The sequence below is a fragment of the Flavobacterium sp. KKT103 genome, from assembly GCF_055640565.1.
Map to the genome: position 1 here is coordinate 2537809 of NZ_CM145766.1, position 18241 is coordinate 2556049.

Annotated in this window: 12 protein-coding genes; 11 read left to right on the forward strand and 1 reads right to left on the reverse strand. The window is 34.9% G+C overall.

All coding sequences use genetic code 11. The features are described from left to right. Positions 1–92: 92 nt before the first annotated feature. The 3 genes from fabG (at position 93) to ACZ2G0_RS10865 (ending at position 4063) form a co-directional block, all read left to right on the forward strand. On the forward strand, positions 93–839 hold the full coding sequence (gene fabG, locus ACZ2G0_RS10855; RefSeq protein ID WP_470307660.1) for a 3-oxoacyl-[acyl-carrier-protein] reductase: 747 nt from the start codon (positions 93–95) through the stop codon (positions 837–839). Between the two features lie 68 nt (positions 840–907). Next, entirely contained in the window at positions 908–2935 is a 2028-nt protein-coding gene (locus ACZ2G0_RS10860) for a hypothetical protein (protein ID WP_470307661.1), read from the forward strand. 123 nt (positions 2936–3058) lie between these two features. After that, positions 3059–4063: a zinc dependent phospholipase C family protein gene (locus tag ACZ2G0_RS10865; protein ID WP_470307662.1), complete on the forward strand. Its 1005-nt coding sequence runs from the start codon at positions 3059–3061 to the stop codon at positions 4061–4063. Positions 4064–4122: 59 nt separating this feature from the next. Here the strand turns inward: ACZ2G0_RS10865 and ACZ2G0_RS10870 are convergent, their stop codons facing one another. Continuing rightward, positions 4123–6219, reverse strand: coding sequence for an LTA synthase family protein (locus tag ACZ2G0_RS10870; protein WP_470307663.1), 2097 nt, complete (start codon positions 6217–6219; stop codon positions 4123–4125). A gap of 421 nt (positions 6220–6640) precedes the next feature. Here ACZ2G0_RS10870 and ACZ2G0_RS10875 point away from each other — a divergent pair, with 421 nt between their 5' ends. The 8 genes from ACZ2G0_RS10875 (at position 6641) to hisD (ending at position 18071) form a co-directional block, all read left to right on the forward strand. Then, positions 6641–7303, forward strand: a complete 663-nt coding sequence (locus tag ACZ2G0_RS10875) for a response regulator transcription factor (protein WP_470307664.1) — start codon at positions 6641–6643, stop codon at positions 7301–7303. An 8-nt stretch (positions 7304–7311) separates the two neighbouring features. Next, a complete protein-coding gene (locus ACZ2G0_RS10880; RefSeq protein ID WP_470307665.1) occupies positions 7312–8691 on the forward strand; it encodes a sensor histidine kinase in 1380 nt (459 codons plus the stop codon). Positions 8692–8763: 72 nt separating this feature from the next. Further along, a complete protein-coding gene (locus tag ACZ2G0_RS10885; protein WP_470307666.1) occupies positions 8764–13098 on the forward strand; it encodes a CusA/CzcA family heavy metal efflux RND transporter in 4335 nt (1444 codons plus the stop codon). A 10-nt stretch (positions 13099–13108) separates the two neighbouring features. Then, positions 13109–14227, forward strand: a complete 1119-nt coding sequence (locus ACZ2G0_RS10890) for an efflux RND transporter periplasmic adaptor subunit (RefSeq protein WP_470307667.1) — start codon at positions 13109–13111, stop codon at positions 14225–14227. Positions 14228–14319: 92 nt separating this feature from the next. After that, complete coding sequence (locus tag ACZ2G0_RS10895) at positions 14320–15045, forward strand: VIT1/CCC1 transporter family protein (protein WP_470307668.1); 726 nt, start codon at positions 14320–14322, stop codon at positions 15043–15045. 24 nt (positions 15046–15069) lie between these two features. Further along, positions 15070–15558: a hypothetical protein gene (locus ACZ2G0_RS10900; RefSeq protein WP_470307669.1), complete on the forward strand. Its 489-nt coding sequence runs from the start codon at positions 15070–15072 to the stop codon at positions 15556–15558. 279 nt (positions 15559–15837) lie between these two features. Then, a complete protein-coding gene (gene hisG / locus ACZ2G0_RS10905) occupies positions 15838–16695 on the forward strand; it encodes an ATP phosphoribosyltransferase (protein WP_470307670.1) in 858 nt (285 codons plus the stop codon). Between the two features lie 92 nt (positions 16696–16787). Beyond that, the gene (gene hisD / locus ACZ2G0_RS10910) at positions 16788–18071 is read left to right on the forward strand and encodes a histidinol dehydrogenase (RefSeq protein ID WP_470307671.1); all 1284 of its coding nucleotides are present in this window, start codon (positions 16788–16790) and stop codon (positions 18069–18071) included. Positions 18072–18241: the final 170 nt, after the last annotated feature.

Here is an 18241-nt window from a genome sequence, read left to right on the forward strand (position 1 = left end):
TGGAAATCCTTTTTTATACGCGGTAGCGGATTAAAAAGATTGCAACGGATAGCAGGAATAGCTTCAAATAAAAAATAAACTAATTTTTGAATATGAAATTACTAGAAGGAAAGGTTGCCATTATAACGGGCGCAAGTCGTGGAATAGGAAAAGGAATTGCTGAAGTTTTTGCAAAACACGGCGCAAATGTGGCTTTTACCTACAGTTCATCTGTGGAATCAGCGCTTGCTTTAGAAAATGAATTGAATGCTTTAGGGATTAAAGCAAAAGGATACCAATCTAACGCAGCGGATTTTAACGAAGCACAAGCGATGGTGGATGCCGTAATTGCTGAGTTTGGTACTGTTGATATTTTAATTAATAACGCTGGTATTACTAAGGACAACTTGTTGATGCGTATGTCAGAAGAAGATTTTGACAAAGTGATTGATGTGAATTTAAAGTCGGTTTTTAACATGACTAAAGCGATTCAGCGCACTTTCTTGAAACAACGCTCAGGATCTATCATCAACATGAGTAGTGTGGTGGGAGTGAAAGGAAACGCGGGACAAACGAATTATGCTGCCTCAAAAGCAGGAGTAATTGGTTTTACTAAGTCGGTTGCACTAGAATTAGGATCTCGTAACATTCGTTGTAATGCGATTGCTCCTGGTTTTATTGAAACGGAAATGACTGCTAAATTGAACGATGATGTTGTTCAAGGATGGAGAGACGGAATTCCGTTGAAACGTGGCGGAACGACTGAAGATGTAGCAAATGCTTGTTTGTTTTTTGCCTCAGATATGAGTGCGTATGTAACAGGTCAAGTGATGAATGTTGACGGAGGAATGCTTACTTAAGAAATAAAATTCGGGAAAGTCATCGGATTTACTGATGACTACTACTGAACACTGAATACTATTGAATTATGACAACACCTACCTTGCTATTACTATTTGTTTCAATATTAATAGCTGCTGGTTTATCCTATTTTCAATACTTATATAAAGCCAAAAACAAGTCCAAAGTAAACTTGTTTTTGGCTTTTTTGCGTTTTTTATCCATTTTTGGAGTGCTACTTTTATTAATTAATCCAATAATTTCAAGCTCTACCTTAGAAATTATAAAGCCTCCGCTAGCGATAGCAGTAGACAACTCAAGTTCTATCGCAAACCTAAAGTCAGACACTACCGCAAGCTTACTGCTTAAAAAACTACAAGAGAATCCAGCCATCCAAGAAAAGTATGCGGTGCAAACCTATCAGTTTGATAGTGAAGCGAAGCCACTTGATACATTGAGTTTTAAAGGAAAGCAAACCAACTTAGATGCGATAGCAAAGGATTTAAAGGTTATCAATAAAAACGTCATTTTTCCTACCATTTTAATTACTGATGGAAACCAAACCACAGGCTCTGATTATGTTTATAGTTTTGATCCTAACAATGCTGTGTTTCCCGTTATCATGGGAGATACCACGCAGGTTTTGGATTTAAAAATCAATCAATTGAATGTGAACAAATATGCTTTTTTCAAGAATAAGTTTCCTGTAGAAGTGTTTTTGCAATATTCCGGCGGGAAGAGTATAGAGGCTAATTTTCAAATTAACCAAGGTAAAACGGTTGTTGCAAAAGAAAATGTTTCTTTTTCGAAAGCTAAAAATACAGCAGTATTAAAGCTTCTTTTACCTGCTGATAAAATAGGTTCACTAGTTTACAAGGCGAGCATAAGCTCGACGGTAAAAGAAAAAAACACCTACAATAACTCTAAAAACTTTGCCGTTGAAGTCATCGACCAAAAGACGAATGTGGCCATTGTATCCGCTATTAATCATCCTGATATTGGTGCAATCAAACGTTCAATTGAGTCTAATGCGCAGCGTAAAGTAAGTATACTTAAGCCACAAGAGGTAAGGTCATTACAAGATTACGGAATCTTGATTTTATATCAACCCACCGTAGCCTTCAAGTCGGTTTTAGATTTAAATAAAGGAGCAGGATTAAATACTTTTATCATAACAGGAACGCATACTGATTTTGATTTTTTAAATCAGATTCAAGCTAGTTTTGTTTTAAAAATGAGTTCTCAAAAAGAAGATTATTTGCCCAAATTTGAGGATCAGTTTAATTTATTTGCTGCAGAGAATATAGGTTTCGAAAATTTTCCGCCGTTGCAAAATGCCTATGGTAAAATTAAGGCTAACAATACGGTGAGTGTCTTACTTTCTTCTAAAATCAGGAATTTGGATACCGGAGCTCCCTTATTGAGTTTTAGCGATGTTCAAGGAAAACGGACAGCTTACTTGTTTGGTGAAAATAGTTGGAAATGGCGTTTGCAGAGTCACATAGATGAACAGTCATATGATAAATACGATATTTTTATAGACAAGATCATTCAATATTTAGCTTCCAACGGATCCAAAAAGTCGCTAGTAGTCAACCATGAAAGTTTTTACAATAGTGGCGAAGCGATCGAGATTACGGCGCAGTACTTTAATAAGAATTATGAATTTGATGAAAAAGCACGTTTAACAATTGCAGTTGTCAATTCAAAAACAAAGAAAGTTACCACCTATGATTTACTAAAAGGGAGTAACAGTTACAAGGTTAATTTAGATGGTTTAGAAGCAGGAAATTATAGTTTTAAAGTGACTGAATTAAATAGCAAGACTACTTACGCTAGTTCGTTTGAAATTTTAGACTTTGATATTGAACAACAGTTCGTGAATCCAGATAAGGACAAGCTCAACCAATTAGCTACGTTTACGAAGGGGAAACTATATTTTCCGAATCAAATAGATCAACTGATTGAATCCTTGGTACAAGATCAAAATTACAAAGCGGTTCAAAAAAGTAACACAACACGATCTCCGATTATAGATTGGTATTGGTTATTAGTATTAATATCTATTTTTTTAGCAACGGAATGGTTTGTTCGTAAATACAATGGCTTGTTGTAGGTTCTTTTAAAGTAGCTTACTGTTGACTTAGATTGATAATTGTTAAATTAACACAATCTTAAATTTATTTTCTTTGAAATGTATTTAAAAAAAATACATTTGTATCTCAAAAAACAGAAACGAATGAAAACCAAAAAAATTAAATCTCTAGGAATCATGACTGTTGCTATGGCAATAGGATTCCTAACATTATCATGGGGTATTGTTGGTCATGAACGCATCAACAAAGCGGCTGTGATGGCATTACCTAAGCCTTTGTTAGTATTTTTTTACAACCATATTGATTTTATCACACAAGAATCAACGGTGCCTGATTTACGTAAATACGTGATAGCAGATAAAAACGAAGCTCCAAGGCATTATTTCGATATGGAAAACTTTGGTGATGTTGCTAGTTTTCCTAAAAACATGACAGAAGCTAAAAAGAAATACGATGAAAAGTTCTTGTCGAAAAGCGGGACTTTACCATGGTACATCCAAGAAATGATGGAGAAGTTAACTACTGCATTCAAGGAAAAACGCAAAAACGAAATTTTATTTATTGCAGCTGATTTAGGACATTATATTGCAGATGCGCACATGCCATTGCATACATCTGACAATCACGACGGACAATTATCAGATCAAAAAGGTATCCACAGTTTATGGGAAAGTAGATTGCCAGAATTGTTTGTAAAGAATTATAAGTTTAATGTTGCTCCCGCTACTTATTACAAAGATGTGGATCAAGCAATATGGGATATGATTCATGATACACACAGTCTAGTACCTACTTTATTAGCAGCGGACAAAGGTTTAAGAACTAGTTTACAACCTGCACAAATTTATGTTACTGATGCAGAAGGAAATGTAATTAAAAATAAATACAACAGTGCACGATACAATGACGAGTACGCCACCAAATTACACACCGCACTTGACGGAATGGTAGAAAGCCAAATGAAAAAGGCAGTGACGGCTACCGCTAGTTTTTGGTATACAGCTTGGGTAAATGCGGGAAAACCAGACCTAAGTAGTTTGGATGCAAAAGCGCTTACAGTACGTAATGCTAAACTGTTGAAAAAGGATGCTAGATTATTTCAAAAAGGTGATATTTTTGGAGTAGCTGATGATAAAGACGCTGAATAAGTTCTAGTTTTTCATTTAAAATAAACAAGCCTGTGATTGATTTCACAGGCTTTTTGTTTTTACTTCTTTTGGTATTTTTTTTGCTTCAACACATCCGAGGCTGTTTGATAATAAGCTATTGTTTCTTTAATCAAATCAGGTCTTGGTGATTGCAATTGTTTTTGATCGTAATACGCTTGAAAATCAGCCTCGATTCCTTCTTTTGGTTTTAAGGTTAGTTCAAATTGTTTTACTTGCTGTTTTGGTGATAGGATCGTTAAAACATTGTCCTTAATCATACCAAGATCTTGATAAGTGGCAATAAAGGCTCTTGGTTTGTAATCCTCCTTCATTACATCTTGACCAAAAAATTTCGATTGGTACTGGAAGTGAAGCAGTCCAAAAAGGGTTGGCATAATATCAATTTGAGAGACTAAATTTGTATATCGACCTGCCGTCACATAACCCGGACTATAGATCATAGCAGGAATTCGGTATTTATCGATTGGTAAGTCAGTTTTTCCCGCACTTGAAGCGCAATGGTCAGCAATAATTACAAAAACAGTATTTTTAAACCATGGCTGTTTTTTGGCCATTGTAAAAAACTTATTTAAGGCATAATCGGTATATTTTACTCCACCTTCTCTTGACTTGGCATCCCCAGAAATATCAATTTTGTCATTAGGATATGTAAAAGGTCTGTGGTTACTAACAGTCATCCAATGATTGAAAAAAGGTTTAGCTGCTAAGGCTTGCTCATTCATAACCTTTATGGCTTTGTCAGCCATGTCTTCATCGCAAACACCCCATACATTCGAAAAAGTGATTTCATTAGGTTTAAAAGATTTCTTATCGATAATGTTATATCCATTTCCGGTAAAAAAATCTTCCATGTTGTCGAAGAAGGAATCACCACCGTATAAATAATTAACAGCATATCCTTTTTGAGCAAAAACGCTTCCTGTTGAGAATTTGTTTTTGTTGTCTTTTCTTTTCACCACGCTCTCTCCAGCAGTAGGAGGTAAGGATAAAGTTACCGCTTCAAGCCCTCGAACGGTTCTGTTTCCTGATGCGTAACAATTAGTAAACAGTAAACTTTCTTTTGCTAATTGATCTAAAAACGGAGTTATGTTTTGGTCATTTCCATAGGCTTTCATAAAATCAGCACTGTAACTCTCAATAGTTATGAGCACAACATTCTTATGATTTTCAGCAGCTAGATCTTCAATAAGTCTTGAGCTAGAGTGATCTTGTATACCTGGAATTTGAGTCGCTAATATAGCGTACGCTTCATTGGTAGGAAGTGTTTTGTAAAATTTAAAGTAGTCCAACTCACTATTTACAAAGGCTAGGTAAAAGCGATACATACCGTTTGCTTGTAGCTCATTTGTAAATTTATTTTGAGAGTTCTCTGCGCGAGCTAAAGATGGAATAGCAAAAAAGGAAATAGCAAGCAGAGCAAAATAAATCAATGTGAGTTTGATTTTTTCTGATACTGTGGGAATAGAAACGATATAGTCTTTCGAGATTTTTAAAAGCAGTAGGGTGACGCAACCTGCAATAAAAAACAGGCCGCTAAATAATGGAATTACGGGATAGGACTCCATAATATTGCCAATAACTTCGTTAGTATAAACCAAATAATTAACAGCAATAAAATTATATTTTACTCCAAATTCATTCCAGAAAAAGTATTCACTGATGGCATTTTGCAATATTAAAACAACATATAAGAACAGTACAAAGCTGAATAGCCAAAATCGGATTTTAGCACGTTGTTTGGGTAAAAAAAGCAATAAGCCAAACAGAATTGTTTTTAGACCAACAAAAGCCAAACCAATTTCAGGTAATGCTCCTCCATATTCCGACAGTATCGATTGCCCCGAAGCAATATAGATAAAAAGACTAATCATTAACCCTAAAATGATGTATCCGTAGGGTTTATGATATTTTTTATTGGAAATAAAAATAAGGTATAACCATAAAAAACCACTCGCTAAAGCAAAAACAAAGAAGTCAGATGCTAGTCCTAAAACGAATATTTTTAAAGTATCTACGGCAGTAAATGTGGACTGAGTTATAGGATGATAAAGCAAAACAATTCGGAGTACTACACTAACCGCGATATAAAATGCAGCAAGATTGTAAAAAGGAGCAAATTTTTTAAGAAACGACATTTATTTATTTTTTCGGCAAAAGTACTCAAAATAGTACAGCATCAGCCGAAAGGTGTGAATATTGCTTTCTTAAGTTTTACTTAAAATGTAAATTTGGTACTGCTGTGAGTTTTATAAAGATGTTATCTTTGGAAGAAAATGGCTTACAATACGATTAATTAAGTCAGATCGATTGTACTTGCGGTTGCTAAAAAAAAAGTATTGGAAGTGTTTTATTTTTTGAAAGGATACGAACTGTTTAAAGCTAATCAATAATTTTTGAGGCTTGACGGTAGAACCAATTTTAGTCTTTTTTAAGAACTTTTGGCTATGAATTAATATCATTAAGTTGATATTGGAATCAGAGCCGTTAGTGAACTGGATTATTGCTCAATTGCATCCTTTTGGTTTTACATAAGAAGCACACAAAATTTAGAATACTATGCATATTTTAATCGTAGAAGACGAACTTGGAATTATCCAATTCCTAAAACAAGGTCTGGAGGAAGAAGGCTATCGGGTGAGCACTGCAGTTGATGGACTACAAGGTTTTGAATTGTTTAAAAGCAATACCTATGATTTGATTTTATTAGATTGGATGCTACCCAAGATGACAGGTTTAGAATTGTGCAAGGCAATTAGAAATAGTGATACCAATACCCCAATATTGTTTTTAACTGCCAAAGATACAGTACAGGAAACCGTTGAAGGATTAAAAGCAGGCGCTAATGATTACATTAAAAAGCCTTTCAGTTTTGAGGAATTGCTGGAACGTATAAAAATACATTTTAGAAAAACAACTGGTTCTCAAGTACTTTCTTTAGGTCATATTGTAATTGATTTAGATCAACATCTTGTTTTAGCAAATGAAAATCCCGTTTCGCTTACGCATCGCGAATTGGAACTTTTAACTTATTTAGTAAAAAACAAAGGGAAAGTATGTACCCGAAACATGATTATCGAACAGGTTTGGGATATTCATTTTGAATACGATACGGGGGTAATTGATGTTTTTATCAATGCCATTCGGAAAAAATTAAACCTCAAAATTGATCAAGATTATATTAAGACAATTAGAGGAGTAGGCTATATTGCTAATGATTAAAAATAAAGATGCAACAATTTTCATTTAAAAACAGAATAGCGTTTCATTACATCGTCACCACGGCATTGTTGATCTTTGTGGTCTTTTTTGCTATTTATTCTATTGTCCGTTTTAGTGTTTACAATCATGTAAATAACGATATTGGTAAAGAAGTAAAAAATCACTTAAATGAAATTGAAATTAAAGGAGATGCCTTTTTTTTGATTCATATGGAAGAGTGGAAGGAGCGAGAACACAATACCGTTGATGTAAACCCAGTATTTGTCCAGTTTTTAGGGGATAAGAACCGATTATTGGAAAAATCGCCTAATCTAAAAAATGAAGTGTTGGCATTCCATCCTGAGGTCGAAAACAATAGTTTATTTGATACCAGCTTGTCTTTCAATAAAATTAGACAAATTCAAGTTCCTATTATTTCCAATAAGCATACGATCGGTTATTTAATGATTGCTATGTCTTTAGAGGATGAGACCATGGTTTTGCAAAATTTATTAGAGGTATTAATTGTCGCCTATCCTTTGATATTATTAATTCTATTTTTAATTGCGCGTTTTATCGCTGGTAGAAGTATAATTCCCATAAGTACTATTATTGCAACTTCAAACAGAATTACTAAGGACAATCTTAGCTCTCGAATTCCGTTGCCACAAAAAAGAGATGAACTGTATGTGCTTTCACAAACAATAAATAGTTTATTAGACCGAATAGAAACGGCTGTTGAAAGAGAAAAAAAATTCACTTCTGATGCCTCACACGAGTTGCGAACTCCATTAACCGTTATAAAAGGAACTTTAGAAGTGCTCTTGAGAAAGCCACGCACGACCGATGAGTACCAAGAAAAGATTCACTATTGCGTTACCGAAGTGGATCGATTGAATCAACTCGTAGATCAATTGTTACTTTTAGCACGATTTGAAAACCAAAATCAGTCAGTAGTGATCGAAAATATAAGCTTGAACTCGGTTATTGCTGAGGGGCTAAGTCGGTTTTCAAATGCAATTGATTCAAAGCACATCTCTGTAATCACTTCATTCGAAAAAGAATATTATTGCAAGAGCGATCATTATTTACTTTCGATTATTCTCTCTAATATCTTGTCAAATGCAATCAAATATTCTAATCCAAACTCCGCTATAACTATTTCATTAATCGAAAAGGAATCAGTGGTAGAGTGTCATATTTCGGATACCGGTATTGGAATTCCTGCAGAAGATCTAAAACTGATATTCAATCAATTTTATCGTTCCAAATCATCAGAACATCCTGAAATTAAAGGAACAGGTTTAGGATTGTCTATCGTTAATAGATTGTCTGAAATTCTTCAGATTAAAGTAAACATAGAAAGCCAAGAAGGAGCAGGGACAAAGGTTATCCTAAGCTTTCTTTAATCATACCTTAAGGCGTTCTTAAGATAACAGGCATGCAAATGATTTACTTTTGAATATCAAAAAACAACGTTTATGTTAGAAAAAATTATTGCTTTTAGCCTTAAAAACAAACTCATCGTATTGCTGTTTACCTTAGGAATATTTGGTTTCGGAGTTTACTCTATTTTTCAAATTTCCATTGGCGCAGTACCTGACGTTACAAATAATCAAGTACAGGTAATTACGACTTCTGGGAACCTTTCTACTCAAGATATCGAACAATACATTACTTATCCTGTCGAAATTGAAATGGCCAATTTGCCTGGAGTGAAAGAAATTCGTTCTATTTCAAAATTTGGATTGTCTGTTGTTACGATTGTTTTTGAGGATGATTTGGGAACCTATTTACCAAGACAATTAATTGCCGAAAAAATCAAATCGGCTTCCGAGAAAATTCCTGCTGGTTTTGGTACTCCTACCATGGGACCTATTACTACTGGACTTGGAGAGATTTACCAATATACTTTAGAAGTAAAACCCGAATTTAAAAACAATTATTCGGTTACCGATTTAAGAACTATCCAAGATTGGGTGGTAAAGAGACAGTTATCAGGAATCAAAGGGGTGGTTGAGATCAATACCTGGGGTGGTTATTTAAAGCAATACGAAATAGCCATCAATCCGTCTCAATTAAAGGCCATGAATATTGCTACAACAGATGTTTTTACTGCCTTAGAAAAAAACAACAGTATCGCTGGTGGTGCGTATATCGAAAAAGTAAATCAAAGTTATTTTATTCGTGCCGAGGGTAAAGTGAACAACTTAGAAGACATCGAGAAAATAGTTGTTGCAAGTAATAATGGTTTTCCTATTTACATAAAAGATGTTGCCGAAGTCCGTTTTGGAAGTGCTAATCGCTTTGGTGCCATCACCGGTAATGGAGAAGGCGAAAAGGTATTGGGGCAAGTAATGATGCTGAAAGGAGCCAATTCTAAACAAGTAATCAACGATGTGAAAGCTAGAATCGCTTTAATTGAGAAAACATTGCCAGAAGGTGTGTACATCAATGGATTCCTAGAACGTAGTGAATTGGTTGGAAAAACAACTGCAACTGTTGCCGAAAATCTAATTTTAGGTTGCTTGATTGTGATTTTTGTAGTGGTTTTATTGTTAGGAAATTGGCGCTCTGGATTGGTAGTTGCTTCTGTAATTCCCTTGTGTTTACTATTTGCTATTTCCTTGATGAATATTTTTGGAATTGATGCCAATTTGATGAGTTTAGGCGCGATTGATTTCGGAATTATAATTGACGGTGCGGTGATTATAGTCGAATTTATCGCTTTCCAAATAGCCAGTAAATCAGCACAATTAGGACCACTTTCGAAAGAAGATAGACAACTCGAGATCGACCAAATTACATACAAGAGTGCTTCAAAAATGATGAACTCCGCTATTTTTGGACAATTGATTATACTCATTGTTTTTATCCCGATTCTTTCATTGACTGGTATCGAAGGCAAAATGTTTAAACCTATGGCAATGACTTTTAGTTTTGCTTTAGTAGGAGCAATGATTTTTTGCTTTACCTATGTCCCGGTCGTTTCTTCATTATTTTTGAAACCAACAATCGAAAACCCAAAATCTATCTCTAGCCGATTGATCCGCAAGTTAAATTCATGGTATTTGCCTATTATTACTTGGGCGTTAATCAATACTAAAAAAGTGTTGTACGGTGCGGGTGCTTTACTTCTAATAGCAATTACCCTATTTATAACCATGGGAGGAGAGTTTATCCCCACACTTGACGAAGGCGATTTTGTTATTCAACCCGTTCTTAAAACAGGAACAACTTTGACAAAAACAATTGCTACAACAACAAAAATTGAGAAAATAGTACTTAAGAATTTTCCAGAAGTGCAACAAGTAGTAAGCCGTATTGGTGCTGCCGAAGTACCTACAGATCCTATGAGTATGGAGGAAAGTGACGTCATTGTTAAACTAAAACCAAAATCAGAATGGGTTTCTGCAGCTACAAAGGATGAACTAGCCGACAAAATTAAAGCAGCAATAGAAAAGCAAATTCCGAACATGGAAATTGAATTTACACAACCGATTGAGATGCGTTTTAACGAATTAATATCTGGTACGCGCTCTGATGTAGCAGTGAAGATTTTTGGTGAAGATCTAAATATTTTGGCTCGAAAAGCCAACGAAATCAAGGTAGCGATTGCCAAAGTAGAAGGAGCTTCGGATATTATAATTGAAAAAACCGAAGGCTTACCGCAAATGACTGTGAGATATGATCGTTCTAAAATAGCGAGGTATGGCTTAAATATTTCAGATCTTAATGACATGATAGCGCTCGGTTTTGCTGGTAAAACAGTCGGGAATGTCTTTGAAGGCGAGAAACGTTTTGATATGGTGATTCGTTTAGATCAAGCCAACAGGAAAAGTATCAATGACTTAAAAGACCTTTATATCACAGCACTATCAGGAGAGCAAATACCCTTGCAAGAATTAGCAAATATTGATTATACTGAAGGTCCTGCTAAAATTTCTAGAGACAATACTAATCGCAGAATTGTGGTAGGTATTAATGTTCGGAATCGTGATTTACAAAGCGTAGTTACTGATATTCAGGAAATTGTAGCTACTCAAATCAAATTGCCTACGGGCTATTATGTGCAATATGGTGGTCAGTTTGAAAACTTACAAAGCGCAAAAGCCAGATTGATGGTTGCCGTACCTATTGCATTATTTTTAATATTTATCTTATTGTATTTTGCGTTTGGTTCCGTAAAAGAAGCTTTGATGGTGTATTCCGCCATTCCATTATCTGCAGTTGGTGGAGTACTGTTTTTATGGATTAGAGGATTGCCTTTTAGTATTTCTGCAGGAGTTGGTTTTATTGCCCTTTTTGGAATCGCGGTGCTAAACGGAATTGTATTAATTGAACATTTTAAAGAATTGAAACACCAAGGAATGAAAAATATTGACGAACTAATTTTAAAAGGAACCACTGATAGATTGCGTCCGGTATTATTAACCGCGGCAGCTGCAGCATTAGGTTTTCTACCTATGGCTATTTCGTCATCGGCAGGGGCAGAGGTGCAACGTCCGCTAGCGACTGTGGTAATTGGAGGTTTGTTTACTGCTACTATTTTAACGATGATTGTATTGCCTATTTTATTCAAGTTATTTGATCAAAAGGAATTTAAGAAACCGAAATTTAAAAAACGCACTAGCGCCACTTATATTATTTTGTTGTTTTTGTCAACTTCTTTTGCTTTCGCACAAAACAATCAGTCAGAACTTGATAGTCTCATTGTAAAGGGGATTAGCAATAACAAAGGATTAAAGGCTCATCAATTGCAAGTGGAGAAGTCCAATGCCAATATTAACAGTGCATTTTCTTTCGATAAAACAAATATTTATTACAATTATGATCAAAATAATGTAGCGTACAATAACGAACCCTTAAAGGTATTTGGTGTACAACAACGCTTTGAATTCCCTACGGTTTATGGTGCTCGAAAGAAAGTAAATACAACCGAATTCGAAAAGGAAAAAGCTAGTTTTGAGATTCAGAAAAACAAACTTTCATTAGCTATTGCAAAAGGATACCACCAAATAGTGTACCTGCAACATCAGGAAAAATTATACACGTACTTGGATAGTTTGTACTATACTTTCTCTAAAGCAAGTGACAGACGTTTTGAATTAGGGGAGACCAATTACCTAGAAAAAATCACAGCAGAATCTAAATTCAGGCAAATAAAAACGAAGCTGACGCAAATAGGGAATGAGAAGCAATTGGAATACAGCGCGCTGCAGAATTTAGTTCAAACAGATGATAAAATAGTAATCAGTAGTAACAAAGTTGTACCATTACAATTTTTAAGTAATGATGCAAGTAGAAAAGTCTATACTACTTATTTAGAAACGATTAGTAAAACTTACGAAAGCCAAATTAAATTACAAAAACAAAATTGGTTACCTGATTTACACTTTGATGTTTTTAGAGGTTCGAATAAAGGAATTTCACAATCTTTAAATGGTTTTCAAGTGGGTATAGCAGTTCCTATTTTGTATACCGCTACGGTTTCTAAAGCTAAAGTGGCGCAACTTGAATTGCAAAGTTGGGAGCATCAGAAGCAGAACGAAAATCAAAAAATAGAAAGTTACTTGAATCAGAAAAAGGAAGAGTTAGCCAAATATCAGGAAGCGATAAACTACTATAATCAATATGGCAAAAAGCTGTCTGACGAAATAATTAAAGTTGGAAGCATGAGTTATAAGCAGGGCGAGATAGACTTTTTTCAATACATCCAAAGTTTAGAAAACGCAACCATCATACACGTAGACTATTTAGATAATGTGCTACAATTCAATAAAACACAATTAGACATTCAATACTTAAATTACTAAAACGTCAAAAATGAAAAAAATACTATACATATTCACTCTTTCCATGCTTTTTATTTCTTGCAAAGAAGAAAAAAAGGAAGAAGTGTCAACTAAAAACACCGATTTTATAACGGTTACAGCAGCACAATTTAAATCTGGTGCAATGGCAATCGCCGAGCCTATGGAACAAGATTTTGATGATTCGGTTAAAACTTCTGGAAAAGTAGATGTTCCACCTCAAAACAGAGCGCAAATCACCTCTTTTATTGGCGGCTATGTGAAATCAACATCGCTATTGGTTGGTGACAAAGTAACTAAAGGGCAAGCTTTGTTAACTTTAGAAAACACAGAATTTTTAGATATTCAAAAAGAATATTTGGATGTTGCAGAACAAATTAAGTATCTAAAGTCCGAATATGAGCGTCAGAAAACGTTATTTGATGAAAAAATAACTTCACAAAAAAATTATTTAAAAGCAGAGAGTGATTACCGCAGAGCCAAAGGAATGTATCAAAGTTTACGTGCAAAGTTGGTTATGCTTAATATTAGTCCTTCCAACGTTGAAAAAGGAAAATTAACCTCGGTTATTACTATTTATGCACCAATATCGGGAGATATTGTGGTTATGAATGCTAATGTAGGTATGCATGTTGCTCCATCGGATGTGATCTTGGATATCATTCAAACCTCTCATTTACACTTGGAATTAAATGTCTTTGAAAAAGATATTTTGAAAGTGAAAGAAGGACAAGTAGTTAAATTTATCGTTCCTGAAGCATCAAAAGAAACTTTTGATGCCGAAGTGCATTTGGTTGGAAAATCAATTGAAGGAAATGATAGAACAATTAATGTACATGCTCATTTAGAAGAAAAAATGACTCAAAAATTAATCACTGGAATGTTTGTTGAAGCCAATATTATAGTTGATTCCCAAAAAAGTCTGGCTGTACCAATTGAAGCTTTAATTACTGAAAATGCTAAAAAGTACGTACTTTTATTAAAAGAAAACAAAGACAATACGTACTACTTCAAAAAAGTAGCAGTGAGCACTGGCGAACAATCAGAGAAGTATGTAGCAATTACAGCAAACGATCAAATTAATAGTAAGTCTAAGATACTCGTTAAAGGTGTTTTTGATGTAGCAAATTAATTAGAATGTAATTTAGCTAAATTTAAAAGGCAGAAACCGAAATCCAGATTTAAAAAAAGATTTCAAAAAGACCCTAAAGTAAATCGAATGATATGACAGACGACAAAAGCAAACCAACGCTAACAATTGATAATTATTTAGACAGTCATTACATTCATCGTAGCAATTGGCTTAGAGCAGCAGTACTTGGAGCAAATGACGGTATCATTTCTATTTCGAGTTTGGCTATTGGGGTAGCTGCCGCAAGTGCTAGCAGAGAGCCAATCATGTTGGCAACCGTTGCTGGACTTGTAGCCGGCGCTTTATCCATGGCCGCTGGGGAGTATGTGTCAGTCAGTTCACAAACCGATACGGAAAAGGCAGACATTGATCGAGAAAAAGTAGAACTTAGAGAAATGCCTGAGGAAGAGTTAAGCATATTAGCTCAGATCTATGAGAGAAGAGGACTTACAAAAGAAACGGCAATGCAAGTGGCGATTGAACTTACAGAAAAAGATGCATTAGCCGCACATATAAGAGACGAGTTAGGTATTAATGAAATCAGTCAAGCAAATCCAATTCAAGCAGCATTAGCCTCAGGAGCATCCTTTACTATTGGTGGTGTTTTACCGCTATTGGTAGTGCTTTTTGCACCAGTAAAAGGTATGGAATATTGGCTGTATGGATCAACGATTTTGTTTCTTATTTTGTTAGGTGCTATGTCGGCAAAAACAGGCGGATCAAGCATCTCCAAAGCAATTTTGAGAATTACAATTTGGGGCACAATTGCCATGGGGCTTTCAGCATGGGTAGGTTATTTATTTGGTGTAAAAGTATAAACAAACAATTTTAAAATAGTAATTATGAACGACGCGCATTGGCACTTAGTAGTTAACCATTTCCCTATTATAGGGACAATTTTTGGAGTAGGAATTTTAATTGCAGGCTTGGTTTTAAAAAATAATGCAATTAAAAATACGGCATATGTCTTGTTTATAGTGGCAGCTGCTTTTGCGTTTGCGAGCATGTACACGGGAGAAGGCGCAGAAGAAATGGTTGAGGATATGCCAAATATAGGACATCATGTAATTCATGAACACGAAGAGCTTGCTGAGAAACTAGCAATAGCATTATATGCGTTGGCGTTTTTTAGTGTAGTCTCATTTTACACGGCTTTAAAAAATCATAAGTTTGCAAAACTAGTATCCTATATCACTTTAATTTTAGCAATAGGAGCAGCTGTTTTAGGATCTTTCGTAGGGACTTCAGGGGGTGAAATACGTCATACTGAAATACGAGCAAATATCTTGCAAACTACAGCTGATAGCGATTTCAAAAAGGAAGAAAAGTAAATCTTAAAAGCAGATTGACTTTATTTAACAAAAATCTAACTTTAAGTTAAAGTAAAAATTGTTTTATAATAAAAAAAGTATCTATATTTGCAATCGATAAATAAAATAAGTCATGTTTACAAACAAATTACATCATCATCATTTTCATGATTGCTCTCAAGCGATGTGTTAATGGTATGCATGTAAATCATCATATTTAAAAACCCGTTTGAGTACATCAAACGGGTTTTTTATTGAACCTACCTGTACTCAGACCTAACTATTCTAAAAATTATTACAATGAGTACATTAAAAATTGCAATTCAAAAATCAGGACGTTTAAACGAAGATAGTATCCAAATACTAAAAGACTGCGGAATCTCTATCAACAACGGTATCGATCAATTAAAAGCCGAAGCGTCTAACTTTCCTCTTGAAGTTTTATACCTTAGAAATTCAGATATACCGCAATACTTAATCGATGGAGTAGTAGATATCGCTATAGTTGGTGATAATTTACTAGTCGAAAAAGGAAAAGGAATCCAAGTAGTTCAAAAACTAGGTTTTTCTAAATGCAAAGTATCGGTTGCTGTTCCTAAAACATTCGAATACAATTCAATCCAAGACCTAGAAGGAATGCGTATCGCTACTTCTTACCCAAACACAGTTATCGAATATTTCAACTCATTTGGAGTAAATGTTGACATTCACCAAATTTCAGGTTCGGTAGAAATCGCTCCAAATATTGGTCTTGCCGATGCAATTGTAGATATCGTTTCTAGCGGAAGTACGTTGTTTAAAAACAATCTAAAAGAAGTTGAGATTATCTACAAAAGTGAAGCAGTACTTGCGGTTTCGCCAAAAGTAACTCCAGATGTTCAAAAATTAATTGACACTTTAAAATTCAGAATCGAATCTGTTTTAAGAGCACGTAGATCAAAATACATCTTGATGAACGTACCTAATGACAAAATTGAAGAAGTGGGTAAAATTCTTCCTGTATTACGTAGTTTAACCGTATTGCCATTAGCGCAAGAAGGATGGAGCAGCGTACACTCTGTTATCGATAAAGATACTTTCTGGGATGTGATAGATCAGTTAAAAGATGCTGGTGCCGAAGGGATTTTAATTTGCCCAATTGAGAAAATGGTACTGTAGTTAAGTAGTAAGTAGTAATTCATAAGTTTTAAGTTAATTGCAGTTCGTCAAACAGTGCTAAACTTTAAACCTGAAACTTTAAACTAAAAATCATGAACAAAATATACAACCCAAAACCAGAAACTTGGTCCGCTATTTTAGAGCGACCTACAAAAACGGTTGACGATATAGAACAAACTGTAAAAGAGATTTTTAAGGAAGTTCAAAAGAAAGGAGATGCTGCTGTCTCAAAATATACTGCCTTGTTCGATGGTGGTGCTCCAAAGGAAATTGCGGTTTCGGCAATTGAAATCGAGGAAGCGATTGCTACTATTCCAACTGAGTTAAAGGAAGCTATTCAGTTAGCGAAAGGTAATATTGATAAGTTTCACTTGGCTCAGAAGACAGCTAAAGTAGCTGTTGAAACAGTAGAAGGTGTTGCTTGCTGGCAAGAAAAAAGACCGATTCAAAAAGTGGGTTTATATATTCCTGGCGGAACAGCTCCTTTGTTTTCAACCGTTTTAATGTTGGCTGTTCCTGCAAATATTGCAGGTTGCAAAGAAATAGTGTTGTGTTCGCCACCAGACAAAAACGGAAATATAAATCCAGCAATTTTATATGCTGCCAATTTATGTGGCGTTACTAAAATATTGAAAGTAGGAGGGATACAAGCAATTGCAGCAATGACTTTTGGTACAGAAACAATTCCTAAAGTATACAAGATTTTTGGACCAGGAAATCAATTTGTGACTGTCGCAAAACAATTGGCAACACAGTTTGGTGTAGCAATTGACATGCCAGCTGGACCTTCAGAATTGTTAGTTGTTGCTGATGATGCTGCTGTTCCTGCATTTGTAGCTTCAGATTTATTGTCGCAAGCAGAACATGGAGCAGATAGCCAAGTGATTTTGGTTTCTACCTCTAAAAAATTAATCGATGCCGTTGAAGAGGAAATTCAAGTTCAATTAGAGCAATTGCCTCGTAAAGCAATTGCAGAGAAAGCGATAGCCAACTCTAAATTGATTTTTGTCGAAAACGATACAATCGCCTTAGATTTAATCAATGAATACGGACCAGAACACTTTATTGTTTGTACCGCTAACGATGAATTTTACATCAACGGAATAGAAAATGCAGGTTCGGTTTTTATTGGGAATTATACTCCTGAGAGCGCAGGTGATTATGCCTCTGGGACTAATCATACGTTACCAACAAATGGTTATGCGAAGAACTATAGCGGTGTCAATCTAGATAGTTTCACTAAATCAATGACATTCCAAAAAATTTCTGAAAAAGGAATTCAAAATATTGGAAAAGCGATTGAAGTTATGGCTGAAGCAGAAGGCTTGCAAGCACACAAAAATGCAGTAACATTAAGATTAAAGAGTTTAGAATAAGTCAGAAGAGAAAAGAGGCAAGAGACAAGAAACAAGAAACAAGAGGCAAGAAATAAGAGGCAAGAAGCAAGAAACAAGATGCGAGAAACAAGATATTAGAGAAGTAGACACAATATAAAAGTCTTTTCTCTTGACTCTTGAATCTGATTTTCACCTCTAAAAACATAAGA

Excerpts from the sequence above, each read along its gene's own strand:
- fabG (WP_470307660.1), top strand. The coding sequence starts at position 93 with ATGAAATTACTAGAAGGAAAGGTTGCCATTATAACGGGCGCAAGTCGT.
- ACZ2G0_RS10860 (WP_470307661.1), top strand. The coding sequence starts at position 908 with ATGACAACACCTACCTTGCTATTACTATTTGTTTCAATATTAATAGCT.
- ACZ2G0_RS10865 (WP_470307662.1), top strand. The coding sequence starts at position 3,059 with ATGAAAACCAAAAAAATTAAATCTCTAGGAATCATGACTGTTGCTATG.
- ACZ2G0_RS10870 (WP_470307663.1), bottom strand. The coding sequence starts at position 6,219 with ATGTCGTTTCTTAAAAAATTTGCTCCTTTTTACAATCTTGCTGCATTT.
- ACZ2G0_RS10875 (WP_470307664.1), top strand. The coding sequence starts at position 6,641 with ATGCATATTTTAATCGTAGAAGACGAACTTGGAATTATCCAATTCCTA.
- ACZ2G0_RS10880 (WP_470307665.1), top strand. The coding sequence starts at position 7,312 with ATGCAACAATTTTCATTTAAAAACAGAATAGCGTTTCATTACATCGTC.
- ACZ2G0_RS10885 (WP_470307666.1), top strand. The coding sequence starts at position 8,764 with ATGTTAGAAAAAATTATTGCTTTTAGCCTTAAAAACAAACTCATCGTA.
- ACZ2G0_RS10890 (WP_470307667.1), top strand. The coding sequence starts at position 13,109 with ATGAAAAAAATACTATACATATTCACTCTTTCCATGCTTTTTATTTCT.
- ACZ2G0_RS10895 (WP_470307668.1), top strand. The coding sequence starts at position 14,320 with ATGACAGACGACAAAAGCAAACCAACGCTAACAATTGATAATTATTTA.
- ACZ2G0_RS10900 (WP_470307669.1), top strand. The coding sequence starts at position 15,070 with ATGAACGACGCGCATTGGCACTTAGTAGTTAACCATTTCCCTATTATA.
- hisG (WP_470307670.1), top strand. The coding sequence starts at position 15,838 with ATGAGTACATTAAAAATTGCAATTCAAAAATCAGGACGTTTAAACGAA.
- hisD (WP_470307671.1), top strand. The coding sequence starts at position 16,788 with ATGAACAAAATATACAACCCAAAACCAGAAACTTGGTCCGCTATTTTA.